Here is a 22,723-nt window from a genome sequence, read left to right on the forward strand (position 1 = left end):
TCCTACAGAAGCTCCGGATGCTCGATCAGGTTTGCCAGCGCCGCTAGGAACTGCCCGGCGTCGGCGCCGTCGATCGCGCGGTGATCGCACGAGAGTGAGAGATGGAAAACGGGTACGATGCGGATGGCGCCGTCCTCGTCGATCGGCTCCGGCCGCGCGGCGCCCACCGCCAGGATCGCGCCCTGCGGCGGATTGATGATCGCGTCGAACTGCTCGACGCCGAACCCGCCCAGGTTGGAAAGCGAGAAGCTGCCGCCATTGAATTCCTCGGGCTTGAGCTTGCCCGCCCTCGCCCGCTGCGCCAAAGCGCCCATCACCGCGGATATGTCGGCGACGCTGCGGTCGTCGGCATGGGTAATGATCGGCGTCACCAGCCCCTTCTCGGTCGCCACCGCCACCGCGATATCGGCCGAGCCGAAGCTGTGTATGTCGTGGCCGTGGACCTGGATGTTGAGCCTCGGCACCTCGACCAGCGCGAGGGCGCAGGCCTTGATGAGATAGTCGTTGACGCTCGGCCGCTTGCCCTGCGCCGCCGCCCGCAGCGCCAGCAGCCGATCCGCGCGCACCCGCCGCCGCACGTAGAAATGCGGGATGCTGCTCTTGGCCTCGGTTAGCCGGCGGGCGATCGTGCGGCGCATGGAGGTCATCGGCGTCACGGTCACTCCGCCGGCGGCGGCCTTCGCGGCAGGCGTGGGCTGATTCCGCTCGACCCGCGCCAGCACGTCGGCCTTGCGAATGCGGCCGCGCGGGCCGGAACCATGGATCCCGTCGAGCGGCACCTGGTGGATCGCTGACAGCCGCCGCGCCATCGGGGAGGCGAACGCGCCGGTGTCGGGCGCCAAGGCATAGGGGCCGGCCAAGGTGGGGGTCGTCTCCGGCCGTGCGGCTTGATCGACGTCCTGCGCGGTGATGCGCCCGCCGTCGCCCGAGCCGCTCAGGCCTGCGACGTCGATCCCGGCCTCGAGCGCGCGGGCGCGCGCGACCGGGCTGATCGCGACTCCATCGGGGATCGCCGCCTGAACCGGCGGTGGGGCAGCGGCAGGCGGAGGCGGCGGAACCGCCTCGTCGCCGTCGGGATCGAAGCTCGAATCGACCGGCTTGAAGCCGGCGATCACCGCCTCGATCTCCGCCGCGCTCGCTTCGGCGCCGTCGCTCAGCACCGCCAGCAGGGTACCGACCGGCAAGGTCTCGCCTGCCTTGGCTAATATCCGCACGAAGCGGCCCGGCGCCTCGGCCTCGACCTCGTTGGTGATCTTGTCCGTCTCGATGAGCGTGAGGACGGCGCCCTTCTCGAACGGCGCGTTCTCGGCGACCATCCATTCGGCGATCGTGCCCTCGCTCATCTCGATGCCCCATTTGGGCATGGTGAACGGCTTGAGCTTGGCCATGTCCCGGCTCCTCAGCGGAAGGCGAGGACTTGGCGAACCGCGTCCTCGATCTTCTGGGGTGAGGGGACCCACGCGCGCTCCAGCTCCCGCGCGAACGGGATCGGGGAATGCGGGCCGGTGACCATGGCGGGCGGGGCTTTGAGGCTGGTGAATGCCTTCGATGCGACGATGGCGGATATGTCGGCCGCCAAGCTGCACCGCGGCGGGCTCTCGTCGACCACGACCAGCCGGCCCGTCGCCTCGACCGAATCGAGGATCGCTTCCTCGTCGAGTGGGCTGGTGGTCCTGAGGTCGATAAGGTCGACGCCGATCCCGTCGGCGGCGAGCTTGTCGGCCGCCTTCTCGCCGAAGCCGACCATGCGTCCGCACGCGACGACCGTGACGTCGCCGCCTTCGCGCACCATCCGCGCCTCGCCAAAGGGCTGGCGATGGTCGCCGTCGGGAACCTCGCCCTTCACGCCGTAGAGCGCCTTGTGCTCGAAGAACATCACCGGATCGTCGCCGCGCAACGCCTCGGTCAGCAGGCCCTTGGCGTCGGCCGGCGTGGTCGGGAGGACGACCTTGAGGCCCGGCATCGCCGTCAGCATCGCATAGACCGACTGGCTGTGCTGGGCGGCGGTGTTCATGCCGGCGCCATAGATCAGCCTGACCACCGCCGGGCACTTGGTCTTGCCGCCGAACATGTATCGGAACTTGGCCATCTGGTTCCACAATTGGTCGAGCGAGACGCCGACGAAATCGGCGAACATCAGCTCCGCAACGGGCCGCTTTCCGGCCAAAGCCGCGCCCGCCGCGGCACCGATGATGGCGCTCTCCGAAATGGGCGTGTCGATCACGCGATCGGCGCCGAACTTCGCGAACAGGCCGGGAGTCGTGCCCCAAATGCCGCCGATCGCTTCCTGCCCGCCCGCCGTGCCGGCGCCGCCGACCACGTCCTCGCCGAGCACGATGATGCTGGGATCGCGCTCCATCTCGCTCATCAGCGTGCTGCTGATCGCTTCGCGGATGTTCATGACTGCCACTTTACCCGCTTCCTTCAGTAGGTGACGTAGACGTCTTCGGCGACATTGGCCGGATCGGGCGCGGGGGCGGCCCGTGCCTCGGCCACCGCTTCGTCGATCAGCTGTGCGACCTCGGCGTCAATTTCATCCAGCTGCGAGAGCTCAAGCAGCTTCGCCTCGCCGACCCGCGCGCGAAAGGATTTGAGGCAGTCGCGGGTCTCGCGGATACGGTCGAGCTCGCCGGGCCCGCGATAACGTTGCGGATCGCCTTCGAAATGGCCGTAGAAACGCTCGGTATCGAGCTCGATCGCGGCCGGGCCGTTGCCGGCCCGGACATAATCGAGGAGCTCGCGCATCGTCTCGTACGTGTCGAAATAGTCGCACCCATTGGCGCGCCACGCCTTCATGCCGAAGGCCTCGGCGCGGCTGGCGATATCCTTGCTGGTACCGACCGCATAATCGACGCCGGTATGTTCGGAATAATGGTTGTTCTCGAAGACGAATATCGCCGGAGCGTTGACAACGACGGCCATGTTCATGGCTTCGAACGTCGTCCCCTGGTTGCACGCACCGTCGCCCGAAAAGGCGATCGCCACCCGTCCCTTGCCGTCCAGCTTCGCGGCGATCGCGGCGCCGACCGCCTGCGGCGCGCCCGCGCCGACGATGCCGTTGGCGCCGAGCATGCCGACCGACAGATCGGCGATGTGCATGGAGCCGCCACGCCCCTTGCAGAGGCCGTCGCGGCGCCCGTAAATCTCCTTCATCATCCCCTTCACGTCGCAGCCCTTGGCGATGCAATGGCCGTGACCGCGATGGGTGGAGACGATCATGTCCTTGGTGGTGAGATGGTCGCACACGCCGACGGCGGCCGCCTCCTGCCCGCAATAGAGATGGGTGAAGCCGACGATCTCGCCGGTCTTGATCTCATCGTGAAGGCGCTCCTCGAACACCCGGATCGTCGCCATGCGGCGATAGGCGCCGAGTAGCTCGTCCCTGGAAAGCTGCATTAGACCTTGCCTCTCGATATGAATCGCCGCCGTCCGGGCTGCTCTCAGATGTCGTCCGGCCCCTTGCCGGCCGGCCCGTAAATGTAGTCGTCGATAACCTTGTGGAAGTGACGGATGCGAAGCTCCTGGTCCCCGATCCACAATCCCTTGAACGCGTCGGAATGCATGCCCTTCTGCACGGTCGGAAGGTTGAAAGCGTCCTGATCGAGCACCTGACCAATCGACTTGTCGCGATGCTTGAAGCGCTGGTGCTTCGGCCGCTCGGGCCATTCCTCCCCGTCCGGCACCAGCTCGAACATCCATATGTCGTAATACATCTTGTTCGGATCGGTCGCGTGCGGCCGCTGGCGGAACATCATGATGTCGTCGGAATGGACGTTCAAGGAGATGTTGGGGAAGATCATGTAATGATAATCGTCGGTGAGCTGATCGTCGTTCAGCGCCGAATAATCCTTGCCCTGCGCCGGCCCGTGCTTGCGCTTGAACAGCTGCACGTCGCGGCGGATGTCGCTGACGCGGCCCTCATATTCGGCCGGGTCCATGCCAGCCTTGACCATGATGTCGTAGATTGCAGGCGGAATCGCGGACGGCAATGCGACGCGGGGGCTGATCGCCGCGAACGGGATCAGGTAGCGATTATGGCGTTCGTAGCAGTCGATCTGGACATTGACGTCGTCGAGATACCATTGGAGCTGCGGGTGGATGCCCTGGACGTGGTAGGTCTCGTTGAACGCGTCGACGCTCGCCTTCCAGTTGCAGTCCCATTCGACGGTGATGTCGCGCGTCCACGCCATCCGCTCGGCATGGTAGGGGGCGATGTGGCGCTGCATCGGATCGAGGAAGTCCGCGAGCGGCCCGGCATCGGGATCGAGCGAGAACCAGACGAAGCTGCCCCACTCCTCACACGGGTAGTTCGGCAGGGCGGCCCCGGGAGGGCAGCCCTGCGGGAATGTGTCGAGGTCCGGGATGCGCGTGATCGCGCCGCCCAGATCGTAGGTCCAGTGATGGTACATGCACTGGAACTTCTCGACATTGCCGATCCCTTCCGGGCGCAGCTTGTTGCCGCGATGGAGGCAGACATTGGGGAAGGCGCGTACCGAGCCGTCTGCCTGGCGGACGATCAGCACCGATTCCCTGCCGATCTCGGTGCAGATATAGTCGCCGGGCTCCTTCAAATCGTCCGAACGGCCGCCGAGCAGCCAGACCTTGGTCCAGACCCGCTCCCATTCCAGCCTCATGAACGCTTCGCTGGTGTAGCGCTCGGCCGGAATGATGTCGTAGCCGAGCTCCGGATCCTCTTCCTTCTGGACAGGCGTACCGTTCGGCCAGTCCTGGGGATTCACCCGGATGATGTCGACCTTGCGCTTCACGTCCATTGGCGGTGTCCCGGCGTAGCTGCGGCTGCTCAGAAGTGGGTGCGATTGGTGAACCCGCCGTCGACGACGAGGTGCGATCCGTTGCACCAGCCGGCGGCTGGGCTGGCGAGGAACGCGATGCAGCGCGCGACCTCTTCGGGGGTGCCGAGACGCCCGGCCGGCTGCTGGCGCAGCTGAGCGTTGTAGAATTTCTCCATCGTCCCCTTGATCATGTCCCAATTGCCGCCCTCAAACTCGATCGGGCCGGGCGAGACGACGTTGACGCGGATGCCGTCCTTGCCGTGAAAGAGGGCGAGCTGCTTGCCCCAGGTGACGAGCGACGCCTTCATCGCATTATAGGCTTGCGGGCCTCCCATCGCCTCGCCGGCCGACGTGGTGGCGATGAGCACGATCGATCCCGATTGCTGTTCGGTCATGCGCGGAAGAACCGCGTCGACCGCGCGAACCGGCCCCATCACATCGACCTCGAAGGCGTTGGCCCAATATTTCTCGCTGCCCATGCCGCCGCCGGCCGAGGTGATCGGGATCAGGATGTCGCACCCGCCCAGCTCCTCGACCGCCCATTCGAGCCAGGCCTTGTAATCGTCGGCCTTCTTGACGTTGACCGGCCTTCCGATCACCCGCGTACCATAGCGGCCGAGGCTGGCGACGGCATCCTTGACCCCGTCCTCGGATCGGGCCGTGACGGCGAGGTCGCAGCCTTCGCGCGCCAGTATCTCGGCGACCGCCATGCCGATGCCGCGCGCGGCCCCGACGAGGATGGCTTTCTTTCCCTGAAGTCCAAGATCCACTGTCCGCTCCCTAGCTAGCCCTGATTTCATCGACGCGCGGCAGGCGGCAAAGATGCGCGCCGCCGCTCACCTGAACGATTTCGCCGGTGCTGTAGCAATCCGGCGCCGCGAGATAGGAGACCGCCGCCGCCACCTGGTGCGGCTGGGTGAGCTCGCCCATCGCCGATTCCCGGCGGTAGAGCGAGGCGAACCGTTCGTCGGCCAGGAAGCCGTCGGTCATCGGCGTGTGCGTGAAGCCCGGCGCGACCGCGTTGACGCGGATGCCGCGCGGCCCGAGCTCGAGCGCGGCGACGCGAACGACATGGTCGAGCGCGGCCTTGGCGGCCGAATAAGCGACGATGCCGTGGCCGGCGAGCTTCGCGACCACCGACGAGAAGAAGATGACGTTGCTCCCACGCGGCATGCGCGCGCCGAAATGCTTCAGCAGCAGGATGTTGCCGGTGACGTGCATCGCGAACTGCGCCTCGATCTCCGCGCGCGTGATTTTGAGGATCGACCGGCCCAGCGTCGTGCCGGCCGCGTTCACCAGCACGTCGATCGTGCCGGCCTCCCGCGCCAGCGCGGCGATCGAGTTTTCGTCGACGATGTCGCAGGCCAAAGCCCGCGTGCCCAACTCCTGCGCGAGCCCGTCCAGGCGCATCGGATCGCGGCCGGCGAGCAAAATGCGGAAGCCGTCGGCGGCAAGTCGGCGCGCCGTCGCCTCGCCGAGCCCGCCGGGGCTCGATGCGCCGATAATCAATGCCGTCCGTTCCGCCATGCCCGGTTCATGAACGACGGCGCTTTCCAGTTCAAGAAGAAACAAGCATGTATGTTTTTTTATTGCGCCGTTTGATCGCGGCCGAGTGCCTGCTAAAGAAGCATTCATGCGAGCAGCTTGACTTGTGATGGAAAAAACAGTCACGCTTGTTTTTTGAAAGGAAGAGTTGATGGCCCTTGCCTCCGCGCGCTCCGCTCCGATCCGCCGCGAGGCCAAGGCGCAGCCCGCCGGCGGGCCGACCCAGCAATCGCTGAAGAGCGCCCAGACGCGCGCCCGCCTGATCGACGCCACGATACGCTGCATCGTCAAGCTCGGCTATGCCAACACCACGACCCCGCAGGTCGCGGCCGAAGCCGGCCTGTCGCGGGGCGCCATGCTCCACCATTTCGAGAATGGCGCCGCCCTCATCAAGGCGGCCATCGTCGAGCTGCACGATAAGCGCCTGCGCGCATTCCGCCGCGCGGCGGAGGCCAACGAGCACGAGACCTCCACGATGGTCAACGCCTATTGGCGGCAGTTGCAGAAGCCCGCCTTCGTGGCCTTCCACGAGCTTGCTCTGGCGGCGCGCACCAACACGGACCTGGCGCGGATACTCCAGCCGCTGCAGGATGAGTTTCGCGAGAAGTTCAACGCCCAGGCGGTCCAGCTTTTCCCTGAATGGCAGAGCGATCCGGTGGGGTTCGACCTGGCGATGACGCTGTCGCAGACCTTGCTGGAGGGGATGGCGATCAACCTCCTCACCGGCGCGATGGAAGAGCGGATGGTCGAGCCGATGCTGCGGCTGGTGGAGCAGCAGATACGGACGATGAGGCCGGACATGAAGGGTCAGGCCCGGTGAGGCATGCCCCAGCTTATGCCCCGGCGCAGCAGTTCGTGGAAGACCGGGTAGTTCCACGCGCAGCGCTGGGGGTGGGGCCAGAAGTCCGCAAGCGGCTTCAGGTCGTAATGTCCCCGGCAATGACCGAGGGTCAGGTAGAGAACCGCCCCCTGCCCCACCGCGCGTTCGTAGAGGACCGGCACTTGCGGCTCGTCCCATTCGGCGTCGCGGAACTCGTCGCACCGGCCGGTGAAGCTGGTGTGGAGCAGGACGTCGAGGTCCGCCGTGCGATGGGTGAGATAGAGCTCGTCCTCGACCCGGAAATCGCGCAGCCCGCGAGTCATTTCATGGTCGTCGCGGGTGACGAAGACCTTGAACGGAGCGATCGGCGGATGCCCGGCGAACCGGGTTCCGAGCAGTTTCGTGAAATCGGGCGCCTCATCGGGCGTATCGACCACCCCGTCGGCGCCGAAGCGCAGGGTCGAATTGGTGCCGTGGAGCGCGAGCCATCGCCCGCCCTGCTCGAGCCAGCGGCTTAAGGCGGCGGTCTGGTCGGGCGTGGGCATCAGGTCGCACGTATAGGTAATCAGCAGATCGGCCGCGGCAATGCGGTCCAGATCGGCATAGTCGGACGAGACGGAGGTACGGATTTCAGGATGTTCGGCGAGCAGTCTCAGCAATTCCAGCCGCGCGAAATCGATGTCGTGATATTTGCCCGCGGCCACGAGATGCGCCTTCATTCCGGTCCCTTCCCAATGCTTATGCGCGCGAGGATAAGCGGGGGTGTTCGCATTGCAAGCCACGGGGGCGAGGCATGAGCGGACGCGGAAAGGGGCCGCTCGCAGGGGTCCGGATCCTCGATCTCACCAGCGTCCTGATGGGCCCCTACGCCACCCAGATATTCGCCGATCTCGGCGCCGACGTGATCAAGGTCGAGAGCCCGGACGGCGACACCACCCGCTATTTGCCGCCCGGCCACGATGCCGCGCGCGGCGGCATGTTCATGAACGTCAACCGCGGCAAGCGCAGCCTCGTGCTCGACCTGAAGCAGCCGGCCGGGCGCGCCGCGCTGCTGAAGCTCGCGGAAGGCGCTGACATTTTCATTCATTCGATGCGCGCGCAGGCGATCGCGCGGCTCGGCCTCGATTATGACGCGCTCCGGGCCGCGAATCCGCGCATCATCTACGCCAACCTCTACGGCTTCGGGCGCACGGGCCCCTATCGCGACTATCCCGCTTATGACGACATCGTCCAGGCCGCTTCGGGGATCGCCGACCTGCAGGCGCGGCTGTCGCAGGGCGAGCCGACCTATCTCGCGACCGTGGTGGCGGACAAGGTGGCCGGCCTCACCGGCGCCTATGCGGTGATGGCGGCGCTCTTCTCGCGCGAGCGGGATGGGCTGGGCCAGGAGATCGAGGTGCCGATGTTCGAGACGCTCGTCTCCTTCGCCACCGTCGAGCATCTGTGCGGATCGCTGTTCGTGCCGCCGCTCGGCCCGCCCGAATATCCCCGCGCAACATCGGAGGCGCGCCGGCCCTACAAGACAGGCGACGGCCACATCGCGGTGATGATCTACAACGACAAGCATTGGCGCGCCTTCTTCCACGCGATCGGAGACCCGGACTGGTCGAAGGATCCGATCTTCGCCTCGATGCGGAGCCGTACCGAGAATATCGGCGCGGTGCTGGCCAAGGTGGCGGAGGTGATGGAGCAGCGCACGACCGGCGAATGGATGGGGGTGCTGCGCGCCGCCCAGATACCGGCGATGCCGATCGCCAGCCTGACCGATCTGCTCGACGATCCCCATCTCGTCGAGACGGGTTTCTGGGAGGAATGCGAGAGCGATGCCGGCCCGTTGCGCTTTCCCGGCATCCCGACCCGCTTTTCGGGCACGCCCGGGGCGATCGGAGATCCGGGGCCGGCGCTGGGCGCGGACAGCCACGCCATTCTGGTGGAGGCGGGGCTGGCGCAAGCCGAGATCGACGCCCTGGTCGGCAGCGGCGCCGTCCGCCTCGCGGAGCGGGCGTGACCGATGCGGTCTCGACAGGCCCGGAGGCGCAATGGCGCGCCGCCCTGGCGGACGGCCGCTTTCTTCTGCAGCGGGCGGTTTCGAGCGGGACGGTCTTCTTCCCGCCCCGTCTGGCCGAGCCGGGCACAGGCGACGACGATATCGAATGGATCGAGGCGTCGGGGATGGGCTTTGTCTATTCGCTGACATTGGTGTCGCCGAAACCTCCCGCCGAGCCCTATAATGTCGTCCTGGTCGATCTGGACGAGGGCGCGCGGCTGATGAGCCGGGTCGACGGCGTCGCGCCCAACGCGCTTCGCATCGGCCAGCGCGTGCGCGCCAGGATCATCGAGGAGAACGGCGTTCCTTTGCTCGTCTTCGTGCCGGCGGGGCACTGACAATGGGCGGCGATTTCCCGCGCGGGCGCACCGCTGTCGCCGGCCTCGCGACCCATGGCATCGGCGAGTCTCCGGGCCACGGCGCGATCGAACTCGCGGCCAAAGCGGGCCTGCTCGCCGTCGCCGACGCGGGCCTCGACATCGGCGATGTCGACGGCCTGTTCATCTGCCTCCCCGATGACCTCCTCGCCGGTCTTTCCTTCGCCGAGTATCTCGGCCTCAGCCCGCGCTTCACCGACAATAACCGCACCGGCGGATCGGCCTTCATGAGCCACATGATCACCGCCGCTCTGATGCTCGATGCCGGCTATATCGACGTGGCGCTGATCGCCTACGGTTCCAACCAGCGCACGAATGGCGGCAAGCTCGCGACGCCGATCAGGAGCAATGGCTGGGAGGCGCCCTACAGGCCGCTCTTCCCGTTATCCTCCTATGCGCTCGCGGCCGCGCGGCACATGCACGAATATGGCACCACCCGCGAGCAGATGGCGGCGGTGGCGGTCGCGGCGCGCGCATGGGCCAACACCAATCCCGAAGCCTTCGCTAAAGGCCCGCTGACCATCGACGACTGCCTTGCCTCCCGGACGATCAGCACGCCGATATCCGCCCGCGACTGCTGCCTCGTCACCGACGGCGCGGCCGCGATCGTGATGACCCGCACCGACCGCGCGCGCGACCTCGCCCGGACGCCCGTTCCGCTGCTCGGCGCGGCGGCGGCGACCTGGTGGAACGCCATCTCCCAGGCGACAGACATCACCACCACCGCCGCCGCGGAATCGGGGCCGCGCGCTTACGCCGCCGCCGGAGTCGGTCCGGCCGATGTCCAGACGGTCCAGCTCTATGATGCGTTCACCATCAATACGATCCTGTTCCTGGAGGATTTGGGCTTCTGCCCGAAGGGCGAGGGCGGGCGCTTCGTGTCCGACGGCCGGATCGCGCCCGGCGGGTCGCTGCCGGTCAACACCAATGGCGGCGGCCTCTCCTGCTGCCATCCGGGCATGTATGGCCTGTTCGCGATCGTCGAAGCCGCGCGGCAGGTGAGGGGCGAGGCGGCGAACCGGATCCACGGCGTGGACGTGGCGCTGGCCCACGGCAATGGCGGCACGCTCTCCAGTCAGGCGACCGTGATCCTGGGGAGCATGGCGACGCTGTGATCGCTCCCCGGCGAAAGCCGGGGCCCAGACTTAACTCTCGGACTGGACCCCGGCTTTCGCCGGGGAACTTATCATCCGCGCTTGGGCCGTCACATCGATCTTCCCCACCGGCTCGAAGTCCCGCTGGAGCTCGAACTTCTGTACCTTGGTGGCGCTCATCGGCCATATGGTGACGAACCGGACGTATCGGGGGATCTTGTAGCCGGCGATATTCCCGACGCAGTGGAGGACGACATCCTCGGCCGTCATTGCCGCGCCGGGTTCAAGCTCGACATAGGCCGCGGCGACCTCCATCAGCCGCTCGTCGAACACGCCGATCACCTGCGCCATGCGGATCGCCGGGTGCGTCATCAGGAAATTCTCGATCTCGATCGCGGCGACATTCTCGCCGCCGACCTTCAGCATGTCCTTCAGGCGCCCCTCATAGACGAGGCGGCCGCCCGGGCCGATGCGGCCGAGGTCACCGGTGCGGAGCCAGCCGTCGGAGGTGACCGCGCGCGCCGTCGCTTCGGGATCGTCATAATAGCCGGCGAAGACGGCGAAGCCGCGCAGGCGAATCTCGCCCGTCTCGCCATCGGGAAGCGGCCCGCCTTCCTCGTCCGTTACGCATGTTTCCATGCCGTCGAACAGCGCGCCGTTGGTCTCGAACAGCCATTCCTCGGGATCGTCCAGCCTGCTGTAGCAGGGAACTCCCGTGGCCTCGGTGAGACCATAGGCGTTCACCGCGACCGCGCCGGGGAAGAAAGCGGCGTAGCGGCGCAGCAGGTCGGGCGGACCGACGACGTGGCTGACGCGCAGGCGCGACTGATCGTAATACTCGAAATCCGGGTGCGAGGTGATCGCGGAGACAATCGCGGGGAACGCGGCATAATGGATGGTGGGCCGCTCGGCGCGCAGCAAATCCATCGCGGCATCCGCATCGAAATGACCCATGCCGATGAAGCAGGCGCCGGACGCCCGGCACGCCGCCAGCGGCAACATGGTCGACATGTGGAAAAGCGGCAGCGGATCCCAGATGCAGTCGTCGGGCGTCAGCCTGAAACGCTCGGCGAAAGCGGCGCCGGTCAGGCACAGCGAGCGGTGGGTGAGCATACACGCCTTGGGCCGCGACGTCGTGCCGGAGCTGAAGATCATCAGCCCGACATCGTCGGGCGCGACTACGGCCGCTCGGGAAAGCACATCGTCTCGCGAGATGCCGGTCGCCACCCCCGTCAGCACCGTCTCGTTCGGCCATGGACCCTCGCGCGGGTCGCCAAGCTCGATCAGCGTCTCCAATGCCGGCGCCTCCGGCAGGGCGAGCGGTCCACCGCCGCGACCGTCGAGCCCCGGAAAGGCGGCACGCAGCATCGGCCGGTAATCGCAATGTTCGTGAGCATGGCCGCCGACGAACAGGAAGCGCAGGCGCGCTTTCGGGATCACATAAGCGAGGTCGTCCGATTTGTAGCGGGCGTTGAGCAAAATCGCGCGAGCGCCGACCAGGCTGATCGCGTGGTAGAGAATGACATAGTCCCAGCAGTTCGGCATCAGCACGCCGACATGATCGCCAGGGCGGACGCCCAGGCCGATCAGCGCCCGCGCGCGTTCGATCGCTTGCTCCAGCAATCCCTCGTGGGTCGCGCGCCTGCCGTCATAGACGAGCGCCTCGCGGTCGCCGAAGCGCTCGGCCGCCGCGAGGAGAGTGCCGCCCACCGTCGAACGATCGGGTGCCGCAGTCACCGCGACCCCGCCCATGCCTTGCCTTCCGCCGAGGCCACCCAGCGGATCGCGTTGCCGACTAGCCTCCGATAATGCGGGTTCGCATAGGCCTCCGCCCCGTCGCCGGGCTGGAGATAGACCAGGGGACTCGACCCGGCCGCCTTCGCCCAGGCGACCGGCACGTCGAGCGGCGGCGCCTCCGCCAGCATATCGTCCTGCGGCATCCGCCTCACCGCGTGCATCGCCGAGAGGAAGCGTTCGGCCGCGACGGGCGTCTCGCGATAAAGGAGCGGCTCTATTCCGGCGTCGTCGAACATCTCGTGCGCGTAGAGTTCGTCCCGGAGATCGAAGCGATCCGGGAGACCGTCGAGCACGGGATGGCGATTCGCTGTCTTTCGGATGGTGTAGGCGACCTCGGGTGCGTAGCGGGAGGCGGGCCTCTCCACGCCGCGAATCACGGCCGGCTTATAGAGGAACGTGCCGCCCAGCGCTTCGGCGTAAGCGGGCCATGCCGGCCAGCCGGCGATCGCGTGGTGGAGCGCGACCATGCCCTTGCCTTCGGCCATCAGCGCTTCGAAGCCCGCGCGAAAGCATGCGTCAGGCTCGATGAAGCCGGGCCGCTCTTTCACCGGCGCGCCGAAGTCCAGGCCCGGCATGTCATAGAACAGGATGGCGTCGTAATCGCGCATGGCGTCGGGATTGAGCAGAGCCGCCGCCGCGGGCTGGTCGACCATGGTCGGCTCGATCCCGCCGATGCCGCGCAACATCGCTTCAAAGGCGTCGCGCCGGAAGGCATGGCCCTTCACCGCGACGAACAATTCCAGGCGAGACCGGCCGCTGGTGTCCATCCATTCCCTCCGTTCAGCCCGAACAGGAATAAGCGCCAATCCGGATTAAAAACAATCGTGTTTGTTTTTTAAGATGCTGTGCTACGAATGGGCAAACGCAACGAAAGCGTGATCCGGAGGGGCCGACGAATGAGCAGCGAGCAGGGCGCAACCGAACCCAAGGTCTTCAGGCCCGATCGCGACAAGCCCGATCCGACGCGGCCGCGGCGGGGGCTCAGGGACGAGGATCTGGCGAGTCGCGAGACGGTTTACCGATCCGATCTCCTCGCCGGAAAGACCTTGCTCATCACCGGAGGCGGCAGCGGCATGGGCAAGGCGGCGGCGTTCCTCGCCGCGCGGCTCGGCGCGAACGTCGCGATCTGCGGCCGCAATCAGGAAAAGCTCGATCAGACGCGCGAGGCGATCCTGGCGGCAACGGGCGTCGAGATATTCACGCAAAGCGCGACCATCCGCGACCCCGAGGCGGTGGAGGCGCTGATCGGCGCCGTGCACGACCGCTTCGGGGGCATCGACACGATCGTCAACAATGCCGGCGGCCAATATCCGCAGGACGCGATCGACTTCACCCGCAAGGGCTGGCTGGCGGTGATCGACACCAATCTGAACGGCACCTGGTGGGTGATGCAGGAGGCCGCCAAACGCTGGCGCGATGACGGCAAGCCGGGCAACATCGTCAACATCGTCGCCAATGTCGAAAGGGGCATGCCGCAGGCGGCCCATACCTGCGCCGCGCGGGCGGGCGTCATCTACCTGTCGAAGACGCTGGCCACCGAATGGGCGCCGTTCGACATCCGCGTCAATTGCATCGGCCCCGGCGTGATCGAGACCGAAGGCTTCGTCATGTACCCGGAGGAGGCGCTGAAGCGCTTCCACAAAGCCAACCCGATGAAGATGCGCGGCAACGCCTGGGACGTGGCCGAAGCGATCGCCTATCTCGCTTCTCCAGCCGCCCGCTTCATCAACGGCGACCTCCTCGTCATCGACGGCGGCCAGGCGCAATGGGGCGTGATCTGGCCGGGCGGGATGCCGGATTATTTCGACGAGAGCGGCGCCGCCTGACCGGCCGAGCCGTCGAGGAACGGGAAGGGGTGATCGGGCGCGATCACCTGCAGCAATTCGACGACATTGCCATCGCAATCGCGGCCGTAAGTGGCGAGCATCGCCCCCCCGCCGCCGGGCGGACAGTGGAACTCCATCCCAAGGGCCGACAGCCGCTCATATTCGGCCCAGGCATCGTCGACATAGAAGCAGATATGGATGAGGCCCGGATCGCACATGCGGCGCTCGAAGCGCTCGCCGACCGGCTCAAGATACTGGAACACCTCGATATAGAAGCTGCCGAGCCGGATCATCGCGTAGCGCGCTGATGAGTCCGGCAGCTGCACCATCCGGTCGACGCGCTCGTTGCCGCGCTCCCAGCCGCCGTCCGCGACCCGCTCGAACCCGTACCAGCGTTCGTAATGGTCGACGAACCGGTCGAGGTCGGGCGTCGAGACGGCGACATGGTGCAGACCTCGGATCACATTTCTTCTCCTGTTCGGATATTATACAAACAAACTTGACTGTTTTTTTCAAGTCGCGTCTGTTGTCCCGATGGAACGCGCGGAATGAACCATTATGACGTGATCGTCGTCGGCGCCGGGGGCGCCGGCCTCGCGGCGGCGACGTCGGCCGCCGCCCAAGGCGCGCGCGTGCTGATCGTCGAAGCCGGCGCGCGAACCGGCGGATCGACCGCTTTGTCGGGCGGCGTCTTCTATGCCGCCGGCACGTCGCTTCAGCGCGAGGCGGGGATCGAGGGCGACGATCCAGAAGCTGTGTTCCATTACTACATGACGCTCAACCAGTATAAATTGGAAGCCGCGCTCGTCCGCCGGCTGTGCGACGAATCGCCGGCCGCCTTCGAATGGCTGCGGTCGATCGGCGTCGAGTTCCGGGCGGACGATCTCTACGCGTCGGGTGTCGACAAGATCCGGCGCGGCCACCGCGCGGCGGGCGGCGGCGCGGCCATCGCCGAAGCCCTGGAAGGGTCCTTTTCCGGCCGTTCGGTCGATGTCGCGCTGGAGACGCGCGTCGACAGGCTGCTGGTCGAGGATGGCCGAATCGCCGGCATCATCGTCGACGGGCAGCCGATCCGAAGCGCGGCCACCATACTCGCCACCGGCGGGTTCGGCGCCAATCCGGACATGCTCGCCGAACTCTATCCGGACGCCGCGCTGCACGGCGACCTCCATTGGTATATCGGCGCCGAGACCTGCCGCGGCGACGGCATCGCGCTGGCACGCTCCGCCGGCGGCGGGGTAAGCCACCCCAATCGGGGACTGCTGCTGCTGACGCCGGGCTTCGCTAGAGATTTGGAAAGCTACCTTCCCGGCTGGCTCGTGACGGTGAATCGGGACGGGCGGCGCTTCGTCGACGAGAGCATCGAATATTCAGTCCTGTCCGCTGTGCTTCGCGAGCAGCCGGGCCATGAATGTTTCGGCCTGTTCGACGAGGCGGCGCGCACCGCGGCAAAGACCAGCGCCTACCGTTCCGCGCCCAACTGGACCGCCGACCGGCTGGAGGAGTTCGCCGACCGCGGATTGCTGGAACGGGCCGACACGCTCGACGCGCTGGCCGCCCGCATCGGCGTGCCGGCCGCGACGCTGCACACCACCGCCGAGCACTACAATAGCAATTACGCGGCCGGCGCGGATCGGGATTTCTTCAAGCCGGCCGGGCTGCTGCGTTCGCTGGAGAAGCCCCCCTTCTACGCCGCCCGCATCCGCGCGGCGATCGTCTGCTGGACCGGCACCGGCGTGCGCATCGATGTCGAGGCGCGCGTCCTCGACGCCGCCGACCGGCCGATCCCCGGCCTTTATGCCGCAGGCGAGACGACCGGCGGCATGTTCGGCGAATGCTATGCCGCCGGCGGCGCCTCGATCGCCAACGCGATCGTCTTCGGCCGGATCGCCGGCCGCAACGCCGCGATCGACTCTCGCGAAGGAGAAAAATGATGGCCAGCCTGGAAGACCGGATCGCACGGCTCGAATCGGAATCGCAGATCCGCCAGCTGGTGGCGCGATACTGCTTCTATATCGACGATCGGCGGATCGACGACATCGCGTCTTTGTTCACGCACGATGCGCGGCTCAGGTCGAGCGATGGCGTGATGGACGCGACCGGAGTCGATGCGATCATCGAGCAATATCATCGCCGCTTCGACGTGCTCGGCCCCGGCCATCATTTCATGCACGATATCCAGATCGATTTCGTCGGCGACGGCAGGAGCGAGGCGACCGGGCGCGTCACCGGTCACGCCGAGCTGTGGCGGACGGGCAAGATGATGGTCACGGCGCTTCGCTACAAGGATGTGTACCGCAATACCGACGACGGCTGGAAGTTCGCGGATCGGGAGATCAGCTTCCTTTATTATGTCCCGGTCTCCGAATATCCGGACATCCTGTCGGGGCCGGATCGCAACCATGCCTATGCCGAGCCGCGCCCGGCGGACTTCCCGGAGCGGCTTCCAAGCTGGATCGCCTATGAGAAAGCGCGCGGCCGTGGGTGAAAGCCTGATCGTCGAGCGGATCGGCGCGGTCACGCTGCTCACCATCAACCGCCCGCATCGGAGCAATGCACTCGATGCCGCGACATCGGCCGCGATCGATTCGGAAATCGACGCCGCCGAGACCGACGCGGCCGTCGGCGCGGTCATTATTACCGGCAAAGGCGACCGCGCCTTCTGCTCGGGCATGGACATGAAGGAAGCGGCGGCGATCGGCATCGGCCACGGATTGGTTCCGGGCCGGGGCTTCGCCGGCATTACCGAGCGGCGGCGCGCCAAGCCGCTGATCGCCGGGGTGAACGGCGCGGCCGTGGCCGGCGGGTTCGAGATCGCGCTGGCCTGCGATATCGTCGTCGCGGCGGACCATGCTCTGTTCGGCCTCAGCGAGGTGAAGCGCGGCCTCTTCGCTTATGCGGGCGGCATCCAGCGGCTGGCGCGGCAGGTTCCGCGCGCGACGGCGCTTGCGATGATCCTGACCGGAGAGCCGGTAGCGGCGGCGCGGCTGTACGATCTCGGCGTCATCAGCGAGGTGGTGCCGGGAGGGCGGGTGCGCGACCGCGCGCTGGAGCTCGCGCAAGCCATTCTCGCGAACAATTGGGAGGCCGTTCGCAACGGCAAGCTCCTCCACGACATGGCGGCGGACATGCCGGTCGACCAGGCGCTTCGATTCGGAACCGCCTTCGGCAACGCCACATTGGCCTCGGTCGAAGGCAAAGAAGGCGTCGCCGCCTTCGCCGATCGCCGCGCCGCCCCCTGAACCAAGGACAAGCATCGATGCTGCCCACCCCATTTCGCCCCGACATCATCCAATATGCCTGGGTCGTGCCCCGGCTGGAGGACGCCGCCCGGCAATGGAACCGCCTGCTCGGCGCCGGCCCCTTCCTGATCAACCGCGACATCAAGGTGGCCGACGCCCGTTACCGCGGACGCGCCAGCGGGACCCGCTTCTCAACCGCCGTCGCGCAATCGGGTGACGTCCAGATCGAACTGATCGAACAGCATGGCGACGGCCCTTCCGCCTATCGCGACACGGTGGCGCCGGGAACGACCGGATTCCACCACATCGCCTTTATCGAGTCCGATTTCGCGGCGGCGGTCGCGGTCCTGACCGACCAGGGGCACGAAGTCGCCGCCGACGGCCTGTTCGGCGACATGCGCTACGCCTATGTCGACACGTCGGCCACGATCGGCTGCATGACCGAGATCGTCGAGGACAAGCCAACGATCCGCGCCTTCTTCGAGGCCGTGCGCAAGGCGCGCGACCGCTGGGACGGCGATCCCGCCACTCTGCTGCGCGAGCTTTCGGCGCGGCCGTCCGCCTGAGGATGGAGGGTGCTCAAGGCCGGTTCGCGTAGACCGGGTCGCCCCGCCCCCATTCACCGCGCGGGCGCATCGCGGCGAACAGCCCCTCGTCCACTATCTGGTTCGATGGATTGCTGTCGTTCCAGTCCATCACCACCTGTCGTTGGGCGATTCGCCACTCGCCGTCCCGACGCTCCAGCCTGTCGAGATAGCGGCCGGCCATGACGAATTGCTCGTGAGCGGCGTCGAGCCCGCGCCCGCCGCACATCTCGGCGTAGCGCGATCCGAAAATCTGCTCGACCATGTCCTGCCGCACCCGGCATGCCGAATAGAGATAGCTCTCCGCGCAGGCGACATCGCCGTCGACGTCGATATGGACGTTGAGCAGACAGTGCGTCCCCATCTCGAAATATTGCGTGATCTCGCCGATGATGAACTCGACGAACTCGCCCGCATTGCCGCTGTAGATGCCGTGAATATCGACGCCGTCGGGCCAGTAGACGGTGCGCATCAGCTCCAGGTCGGCGCGATCGAGCGCGCGGCAATAGCGCGTCAGGACGGCATAGATGTCGCGGCGCGCGACCAGATCCTCGAGGTCGGCCCGGCGACTCACGGGACATTCGTGAAGACCAAGTCTCCCGCTCCCCGCTCGCCCCGTGGCTGGAGCGTGGCGAACATGCCCTGGTCCAGTATCTCGCCCGAGGGACGGTTGTCGTTCCAGTCCATCACGACCTGGCGGTTGGCAATTCGCCACTCGCCCTCCCGCCGCTCGAACCGGTCGAGATAGCGGCCGCCGAAATAGAAATGATGATGATCGGGGTCGAGCCCGTGGCCTTCGAACATCGCCATGTAGCGCGATCCGAAAATCTCGTGCGCCTTGTCCGCCCGCACCTTGTGATAGGCGAAGAGGTAGGTCTCGGTGCAGGCGACGTCGCCCTCTATCTCCATGTGCACGTTCATCAGGCCGTGCATCGTCACCTCGAACCAGTTCTGGATCTCGCGGACGATGAACTCGGCGAATTCCGCGGCATTGCCGTTGAAGACGCCGTGATTGTCGGTCCCGTCGGGCCAGTAGACACTCTTCATCAGCTCGACGTCGGCGCGGTCGAGCGCGCGGGAATAGCGGGTGAGCACCGCATAGATGTCGCGGCGGGCGATCAAATCGTCGATGTCGGCGTCGGTGACGGCCATGTTCGTCTCTCTCCCTGTCAGCCGAGCGAGCGGTAGAAAGCGAGCTTCATCTCGCCGTCCAGGCAGTCCAGGATCGGCGGCACCAGCCGGTCGTGGAAGTCGATCTGCATGTGATGGTCGAAGGCGGCGTCGTCGCGGAAGGTGGCGACGACCTGGAACAGGTCCGGGTCCTCGTCGGACTGGAACAGCTCATAGACGATGAGGTCCGGCTCCTGGGCGTGCGCCAGCGCCTTGAGTTCGGCCTGAAGGCGGATCAGCTCGTCGCGCTTCTCGGGCCTGGCGCGGAGCTCCGCGATGAAGCTCTTGCCGCTCATGCCGTTCCCTCCACCAGATCGTAGAGCATCTCGCGCTCGTAGCCGCCGGCCATGCACGCGATCATCACGTCGATCAGCGGCTTGCCGTGCGCGGTCTCCATATGGGCCTTGTCGGCGGCCTCGTCGACGAACGACTCGTAGACCGCGAACATGCCGGGCTCACCCAGCCGAAAAAATTTGAAGGCGAGCGTGCCGGGCTCGCGGTCGACCAGCTCCTCCATCTCAAGGGCGGCGCGAACGAAATCCGCCTCTCGCTCGGGCTTGATTCTAAATCGCGATAAAAAGCTGTAGGCCACGTCCGCTCCTCTTTGGTCAGATGCGTTCCCAATAGGCATCGGGCAGCATTCAAAACAATCATGTCTGACTTTTCAAGACAATATCGTGGATTCCGCATGAAGGGCCGATGTTACGGGCTCCCTAGGCCGCAGTAGCATTGATCCGGACGCGGTGCTTTTGCTGCAATGCAGCAAAACGCGAGACCGTGGCGACTTTGATACAATCAAAAAAAACAATCATGCCTGATTGCAATCGCGGTCGGACAAGCTAATCTCGCCGGGAAGAGATCGAAGATATCTCAGCACGGGGAGGAGACCAGGAACATGAAGACCCATCGGCTTTGGGGATCCGCGTATGGCGTTATTGCGGCGGCTCTTATCGCGGCCCCGGCCTCCGCGCAGACCAGCGATCCGGCCGGCGATCCGCAGGCGGAAGAGGCGGTTGCAGCGGCAGTGGCGGACGGGAGCAATATAGCGGCGGACGAAGGCGCCTCCGATGTCGGATTGAGCGACATCATCGTCACGGCGACCCGCAGATCCACGAACCTGCAGGATACGCCGATCGCCGTCAGCGCCATCGATCAGGGCCTGATCGATCAGGTTAGCCCTCGCGACATCGGCGACCTGGCCGCGTTCGTCCCCAATTTCTCGGCCAGCACGATCACGAACTTCAACGCGGCCTCGTTCGCGATGCGCGGCGTGGGCCAGACATCGATCATCGTCTATTTCGAACCGCCGGTGGCGGTGCTGGTCGACGATTTCGTCGTCTCCAGCGTGCAGACCCAGCTGCTCGATACGTTCGACATCGAGCAGATCGAAGTGCTGCGCGGGCCCCAGGGAACCCTGTTTGGCAAGAATACGACGGGCGGCGCCGTCACCGTCCGCACCAAGCGTCCGATCATGAACGAAATCGGCGGCGAAGTGCGCGGCCAGGCGGGCAGCTTCGGCACCGTCAAGGCCCAGGGCTCCATCAACGTGCCGATCATCGAGGACATGCTCGCGCTTCGCCTGGTCGGCGGCTACGAATATAGCAACGGCTATTACAAGAACGGCGCCTGCTACGGCCCCGTGCAGGGCTTCGTTCCCAGCAAGTTCGACGGCGTACAAGGGTGCCTCGACGGCGAGACCAGCGGCGGCAAGGATGTCTGGCAGGCGCGGGCGAAGCTGCTCTTCGAGCCGACCAGCAACATCCAGGCGCTGCTGCAATATGAGTGGATCCGCGACAAATCGGAATCGGTCCCGTCGGTCAACGAGAATTATCTCTACACCGGCAACGGGGCCTTCGTCACCGATCTGATCGGGGCCACCTCCCCCAATCCCCTGAGTAACGACCCGCTCGACAATGCCGCCCTCACCAATCGCAACGACGCGCTGCTCGAAATGGAGCGCGGTCAGCGCATCAATGTCGACGGCGTCTATCTGAACGTCGACGTCGATTTCGACATCGGAACGCTGACCTCCGTTTCGGGATATCGCTTCCAGCGCTCACGGCTGCCGAACAGTTATGCCGGCGTCGCGCCGATTGCCCGTGATGGCCAGCCGCTTTCCTTCTTCGACGCGCGCCGCGACGATGATCGCAAGACCTGGCAGCAAGAGGTGCGCTTCGCGACCGACACGGGCGGCCCGTTCGATGTCGTCGTCGGCGGTTTCTACCAGAAGGAAAAAATCGATTTCTGCGTCTCGCAGATCCTCGGCTTCCTCGATCTGACCTCCGGTCCGTTGCCGTTCGGCAATTGGAACGACACGCCCTATTTGCTGTGCAACGCCCAGAATTCGACCTCCAAGGCGATTTTCGCCGAGGGCACCTATGAATTCACGCCGGAGCTGACGCTGACCGCGGGCGCGCGCCACACCTGGGAGGACAAGACCTGGCGCGGACGGCAACAGACCTTCATTCCGGGGCTCAACGGGGGCTTCGATCCCAGCATAACCATCGACGAGCCGCTCGACGCCAGCGTCAACAACTTCACCGCGGGCGTGGTCTCCGTGGATGCCAAAGCGAAGGAGCTGACCTACCGGGCGAGCCTCGGCTACCAGGCGACGCCGGACCTGTTCTTCTACGGCACCATGTCGCACGGCTTCAAAAGCGGTGGCTTCAACGACCAGATTGGCGGCTTCGCCGCGTTCGGCGCGGATCTCGACGCCTTCCGCGAGGCGGCGCGCGCGACCGACCCGGAGACGGCGGACAGCTATGAAGTCGGCATGAAGAGCGAGTTCTTCGATCGCCGGATCCGCTTCAACCTCACCGGCTTCCACGTGAAGTATAAGGATCTGCAGAAACAGCTGAACGTGCCGATCGTGGTCAACGGCCAGCCCAACCAAGTCACCTTGTTCGTCAACGCCGCCACGGCGACGGTCAACGGCCTCGAGCTGGAAACGTCGGCGACGCCGTTCGAGGGGCTGACGTTGCGCGGCGTACTGGGTTATCAGGATGCGAAATACGGCCGCTACGACGCGGTTGGTGCGGGCTACGACCTGTCGACCGCTCCCCTCGACCGCGCGCCCAAATGGCAGTGGACGGTGGACGCCGCCTACGAGCTGCCGGTCGGCGACGATCACAAGGTGACCTTGAACGGCAACGTCGCTTATACCGCCCGCAACCTGTCGACCCAGGCGATCGACGACCCGCTCGGCAACACCTACCTCAATGCGCGCACCCTGGTGAACGCATCGATCACCCTCGCCGAAGCCGACAACCGCTATTTCGTGCGGCTCATCGGCCGCAACCTGACTGACGAGCGCTACCGGATCGCATCGCAGAACGTCGCCGGCCTCTGGCTCAACAGCCAATATGGCCCGCCGCGCTACTTCGGCGTCGAGTTCGGCACGAAGTTCGGCCAATGACCGACGCGCGGCC

At 66.0% G+C, this 22,723-nt stretch carries 24 protein-coding genes; 10 read left to right on the forward strand and 14 right to left on the reverse strand.

The genetic code is table 11. The annotated features are described in order from the left end of the window. Positions 1–2 precede the first annotated feature (2 nt). Genes ACFQRC_RS12550 through ACFQRC_RS12575 form a run of 6 tightly spaced genes read right to left on the reverse strand, consistent with a single transcriptional unit; the run spans position 3 to position 6,320 of the window. Positions 3–1,388 (reverse strand): 2-oxo acid dehydrogenase subunit E2, encoded by a 1,386-nt coding sequence (locus ACFQRC_RS12550; protein ID WP_379961728.1) that lies wholly within the window; start codon positions 1,386–1,388, stop codon positions 3–5. Between the two features lie 11 nt (positions 1,389–1,399). After that, complete coding sequence (locus ACFQRC_RS12555) at positions 1,400–2,410, reverse strand: alpha-ketoacid dehydrogenase subunit beta (RefSeq protein ID WP_379961730.1); 1,011 nt, start codon at positions 2,408–2,410, stop codon at positions 1,400–1,402. Positions 2,411–2,424: 14 nt separating this feature from the next. Beyond that, positions 2,425–3,396, reverse strand: coding sequence for a thiamine pyrophosphate-dependent dehydrogenase E1 component subunit alpha (locus ACFQRC_RS12560; RefSeq protein ID WP_379961732.1), 972 nt, complete (start codon positions 3,394–3,396; stop codon positions 2,425–2,427). A gap of 44 nt (positions 3,397–3,440) precedes the next feature. Then, positions 3,441–4,772 (reverse strand): SRPBCC family protein, encoded by a 1,332-nt coding sequence (locus tag ACFQRC_RS12565; RefSeq protein ID WP_379961734.1) that lies wholly within the window; start codon positions 4,770–4,772, stop codon positions 3,441–3,443. Between the two features lie 29 nt (positions 4,773–4,801). Continuing rightward, complete coding sequence (locus ACFQRC_RS12570; RefSeq protein WP_379961736.1) at positions 4,802–5,563, reverse strand: SDR family NAD(P)-dependent oxidoreductase; 762 nt, start codon at positions 5,561–5,563, stop codon at positions 4,802–4,804. Between the two features lie 10 nt (positions 5,564–5,573). Beyond that, positions 5,574–6,320, reverse strand: coding sequence for an SDR family NAD(P)-dependent oxidoreductase (locus ACFQRC_RS12575; protein WP_379961738.1), 747 nt, complete (start codon positions 6,318–6,320; stop codon positions 5,574–5,576). 169 nt (positions 6,321–6,489) lie between these two features. Between ACFQRC_RS12575 and ACFQRC_RS12580 the strand changes: the two genes are divergently transcribed. Then, positions 6,490–7,158: a TetR/AcrR family transcriptional regulator gene (locus tag ACFQRC_RS12580; RefSeq protein ID WP_379961740.1), complete on the forward strand. Its 669-nt coding sequence runs from the start codon at positions 6,490–6,492 to the stop codon at positions 7,156–7,158. On the opposite strand, the gene ACFQRC_RS12585 is transcribed toward ACFQRC_RS12580, so the two are convergent. Further along, entirely contained in the window at positions 7,146–7,877 is a 732-nt protein-coding gene (locus ACFQRC_RS12585) for a ThuA domain-containing protein (RefSeq protein ID WP_379961742.1), read from the reverse strand. The two genes, ACFQRC_RS12580 and ACFQRC_RS12585, sit on opposite strands and share 13 nt — an antisense overlap. A 74-nt stretch (positions 7,878–7,951) precedes the next feature. On the opposite strand from ACFQRC_RS12585, the gene ACFQRC_RS12590 reads away from it, so the two are divergent. Genes ACFQRC_RS12590 through ACFQRC_RS12600 form a run of 3 tightly spaced genes read left to right on the forward strand, consistent with a single transcriptional unit; the run spans position 7,952 to position 10,697 of the window. Beyond that, a complete protein-coding gene (locus ACFQRC_RS12590; RefSeq protein ID WP_379961744.1) occupies positions 7,952–9,166 on the forward strand; it encodes a CaiB/BaiF CoA transferase family protein in 1,215 nt (404 codons plus the stop codon). Next, positions 9,163–9,543 carry a Zn-ribbon domain-containing OB-fold protein gene (locus ACFQRC_RS12595; protein ID WP_379961746.1) on the forward strand — a complete coding sequence of 127 codons (381 nt, stop codon included), beginning with the start codon at positions 9,163–9,165 and terminating at the stop codon, positions 9,541–9,543. Before ACFQRC_RS12590 ends, ACFQRC_RS12595 begins: the two co-directional genes overlap by 4 nt. Positions 9,544–9,545: 2 nt before the next feature. Then, positions 9,546–10,697, forward strand: a complete 1,152-nt coding sequence (locus ACFQRC_RS12600) for an acetyl-CoA acetyltransferase (protein ID WP_379961748.1) — start codon at positions 9,546–9,548, stop codon at positions 10,695–10,697. 30 nt (positions 10,698–10,727) lie between these two features. Here ACFQRC_RS12600 and ACFQRC_RS12605 read toward each other — a convergent pair whose 3' ends face one another. Then, positions 10,728–12,413: a class I adenylate-forming enzyme family protein gene (locus ACFQRC_RS12605; RefSeq protein WP_379961750.1), complete on the reverse strand. Its 1,686-nt coding sequence runs from the start codon at positions 12,411–12,413 to the stop codon at positions 10,728–10,730. Beyond that, positions 12,410–13,240: a ThuA domain-containing protein gene (locus tag ACFQRC_RS12610; RefSeq protein WP_379961752.1), complete on the reverse strand. Its 831-nt coding sequence runs from the start codon at positions 13,238–13,240 to the stop codon at positions 12,410–12,412. The genes ACFQRC_RS12605 and ACFQRC_RS12610 overlap by 4 nt, the downstream gene beginning before the upstream one ends. A 129-nt stretch (positions 13,241–13,369) precedes the next feature. Between ACFQRC_RS12610 and ACFQRC_RS12615 the strand changes: the two genes are divergently transcribed. Continuing rightward, a complete protein-coding gene (locus ACFQRC_RS12615) occupies positions 13,370–14,299 on the forward strand; it encodes an SDR family oxidoreductase (protein ID WP_379961754.1) in 930 nt (309 codons plus the stop codon). Here ACFQRC_RS12615 and ACFQRC_RS12620 read toward each other — a convergent pair. Continuing rightward, positions 14,272–14,763 carry a VOC family protein gene (locus ACFQRC_RS12620; protein WP_379961756.1) on the reverse strand — a complete coding sequence of 164 codons (492 nt, stop codon included), beginning with the start codon at positions 14,761–14,763 and terminating at the stop codon, positions 14,272–14,274. The genes ACFQRC_RS12615 and ACFQRC_RS12620 overlap by 28 nt on opposite strands. Before the next feature lie 84 nt (positions 14,764–14,847). Between ACFQRC_RS12620 and ACFQRC_RS12625 the strand changes: the two genes are divergently transcribed. Genes ACFQRC_RS12625 through ACFQRC_RS12640 form a run of 4 tightly spaced genes read left to right on the forward strand, consistent with a single transcriptional unit; the run spans position 14,848 to position 18,107 of the window. Then, on the forward strand, positions 14,848–16,233 hold the full coding sequence (locus ACFQRC_RS12625) for an FAD-dependent oxidoreductase (protein ID WP_379961758.1): 1,386 nt from the start codon (positions 14,848–14,850) through the stop codon (positions 16,231–16,233). After that, positions 16,233–16,787: a nuclear transport factor 2 family protein gene (locus tag ACFQRC_RS12630; RefSeq protein WP_379961760.1), complete on the forward strand. Its 555-nt coding sequence runs from the start codon at positions 16,233–16,235 to the stop codon at positions 16,785–16,787. The genes ACFQRC_RS12625 and ACFQRC_RS12630 overlap by 1 nt, the downstream gene beginning before the upstream one ends. After that, positions 16,762–17,541 (forward strand): enoyl-CoA hydratase-related protein, encoded by a 780-nt coding sequence (locus ACFQRC_RS12635; RefSeq protein ID WP_379961762.1) that lies wholly within the window; start codon positions 16,762–16,764, stop codon positions 17,539–17,541. The genes ACFQRC_RS12630 and ACFQRC_RS12635 overlap by 26 nt, the downstream gene beginning before the upstream one ends. A gap of 17 nt (positions 17,542–17,558) precedes the next feature. Continuing rightward, positions 17,559–18,107 (forward strand): VOC family protein, encoded by a 549-nt coding sequence (locus ACFQRC_RS12640; protein WP_379961764.1) that lies wholly within the window; start codon positions 17,559–17,561, stop codon positions 18,105–18,107. Between the two features lie 13 nt (positions 18,108–18,120). Here the strand turns inward: ACFQRC_RS12640 and ACFQRC_RS12645 are convergent, their stop codons facing one another. The 4 genes from ACFQRC_RS12645 to ACFQRC_RS12660 are packed head-to-tail and all read right to left on the reverse strand — an operon-like array spanning position 18,121 to position 19,887. Beyond that, positions 18,121–18,699, reverse strand: coding sequence for a nuclear transport factor 2 family protein (locus ACFQRC_RS12645; RefSeq protein WP_379961766.1), 579 nt, complete (start codon positions 18,697–18,699; stop codon positions 18,121–18,123). Then, positions 18,696–19,277: a nuclear transport factor 2 family protein gene (locus ACFQRC_RS12650; RefSeq protein WP_379961768.1), complete on the reverse strand. Its 582-nt coding sequence runs from the start codon at positions 19,275–19,277 to the stop codon at positions 18,696–18,698. The genes ACFQRC_RS12645 and ACFQRC_RS12650 overlap by 4 nt, the downstream gene beginning before the upstream one ends. 17 nt (positions 19,278–19,294) lie before the next feature. Next, the gene (locus ACFQRC_RS12655; RefSeq protein WP_379961770.1) at positions 19,295–19,591 is read right to left on the reverse strand and encodes a putative quinol monooxygenase; all 297 of its coding nucleotides are present in this window, start codon (positions 19,589–19,591) and stop codon (positions 19,295–19,297) included. Further along, complete coding sequence (locus ACFQRC_RS12660; protein WP_379961772.1) at positions 19,588–19,887, reverse strand: putative quinol monooxygenase; 300 nt, start codon at positions 19,885–19,887, stop codon at positions 19,588–19,590. The genes ACFQRC_RS12655 and ACFQRC_RS12660 overlap by 4 nt, the downstream gene beginning before the upstream one ends. Before the next feature lie 303 nt (positions 19,888–20,190). Here ACFQRC_RS12660 and ACFQRC_RS12665 point away from each other — a divergent pair, with 303 nt between their 5' ends. Then, positions 20,191–22,710, forward strand: a complete 2,520-nt coding sequence (locus ACFQRC_RS12665) for a TonB-dependent receptor (protein ID WP_379961774.1) — start codon at positions 20,191–20,193, stop codon at positions 22,708–22,710. Positions 22,711–22,723: the final 13 nt, after the last annotated feature.

It is taken from the genome of Enterovirga sp. GCM10030262, assembly GCF_042666435.1.
GTDB lineage: Bacteria > Pseudomonadota > Alphaproteobacteria > Sphingomonadales > Sphingomonadaceae > Allosphingosinicella.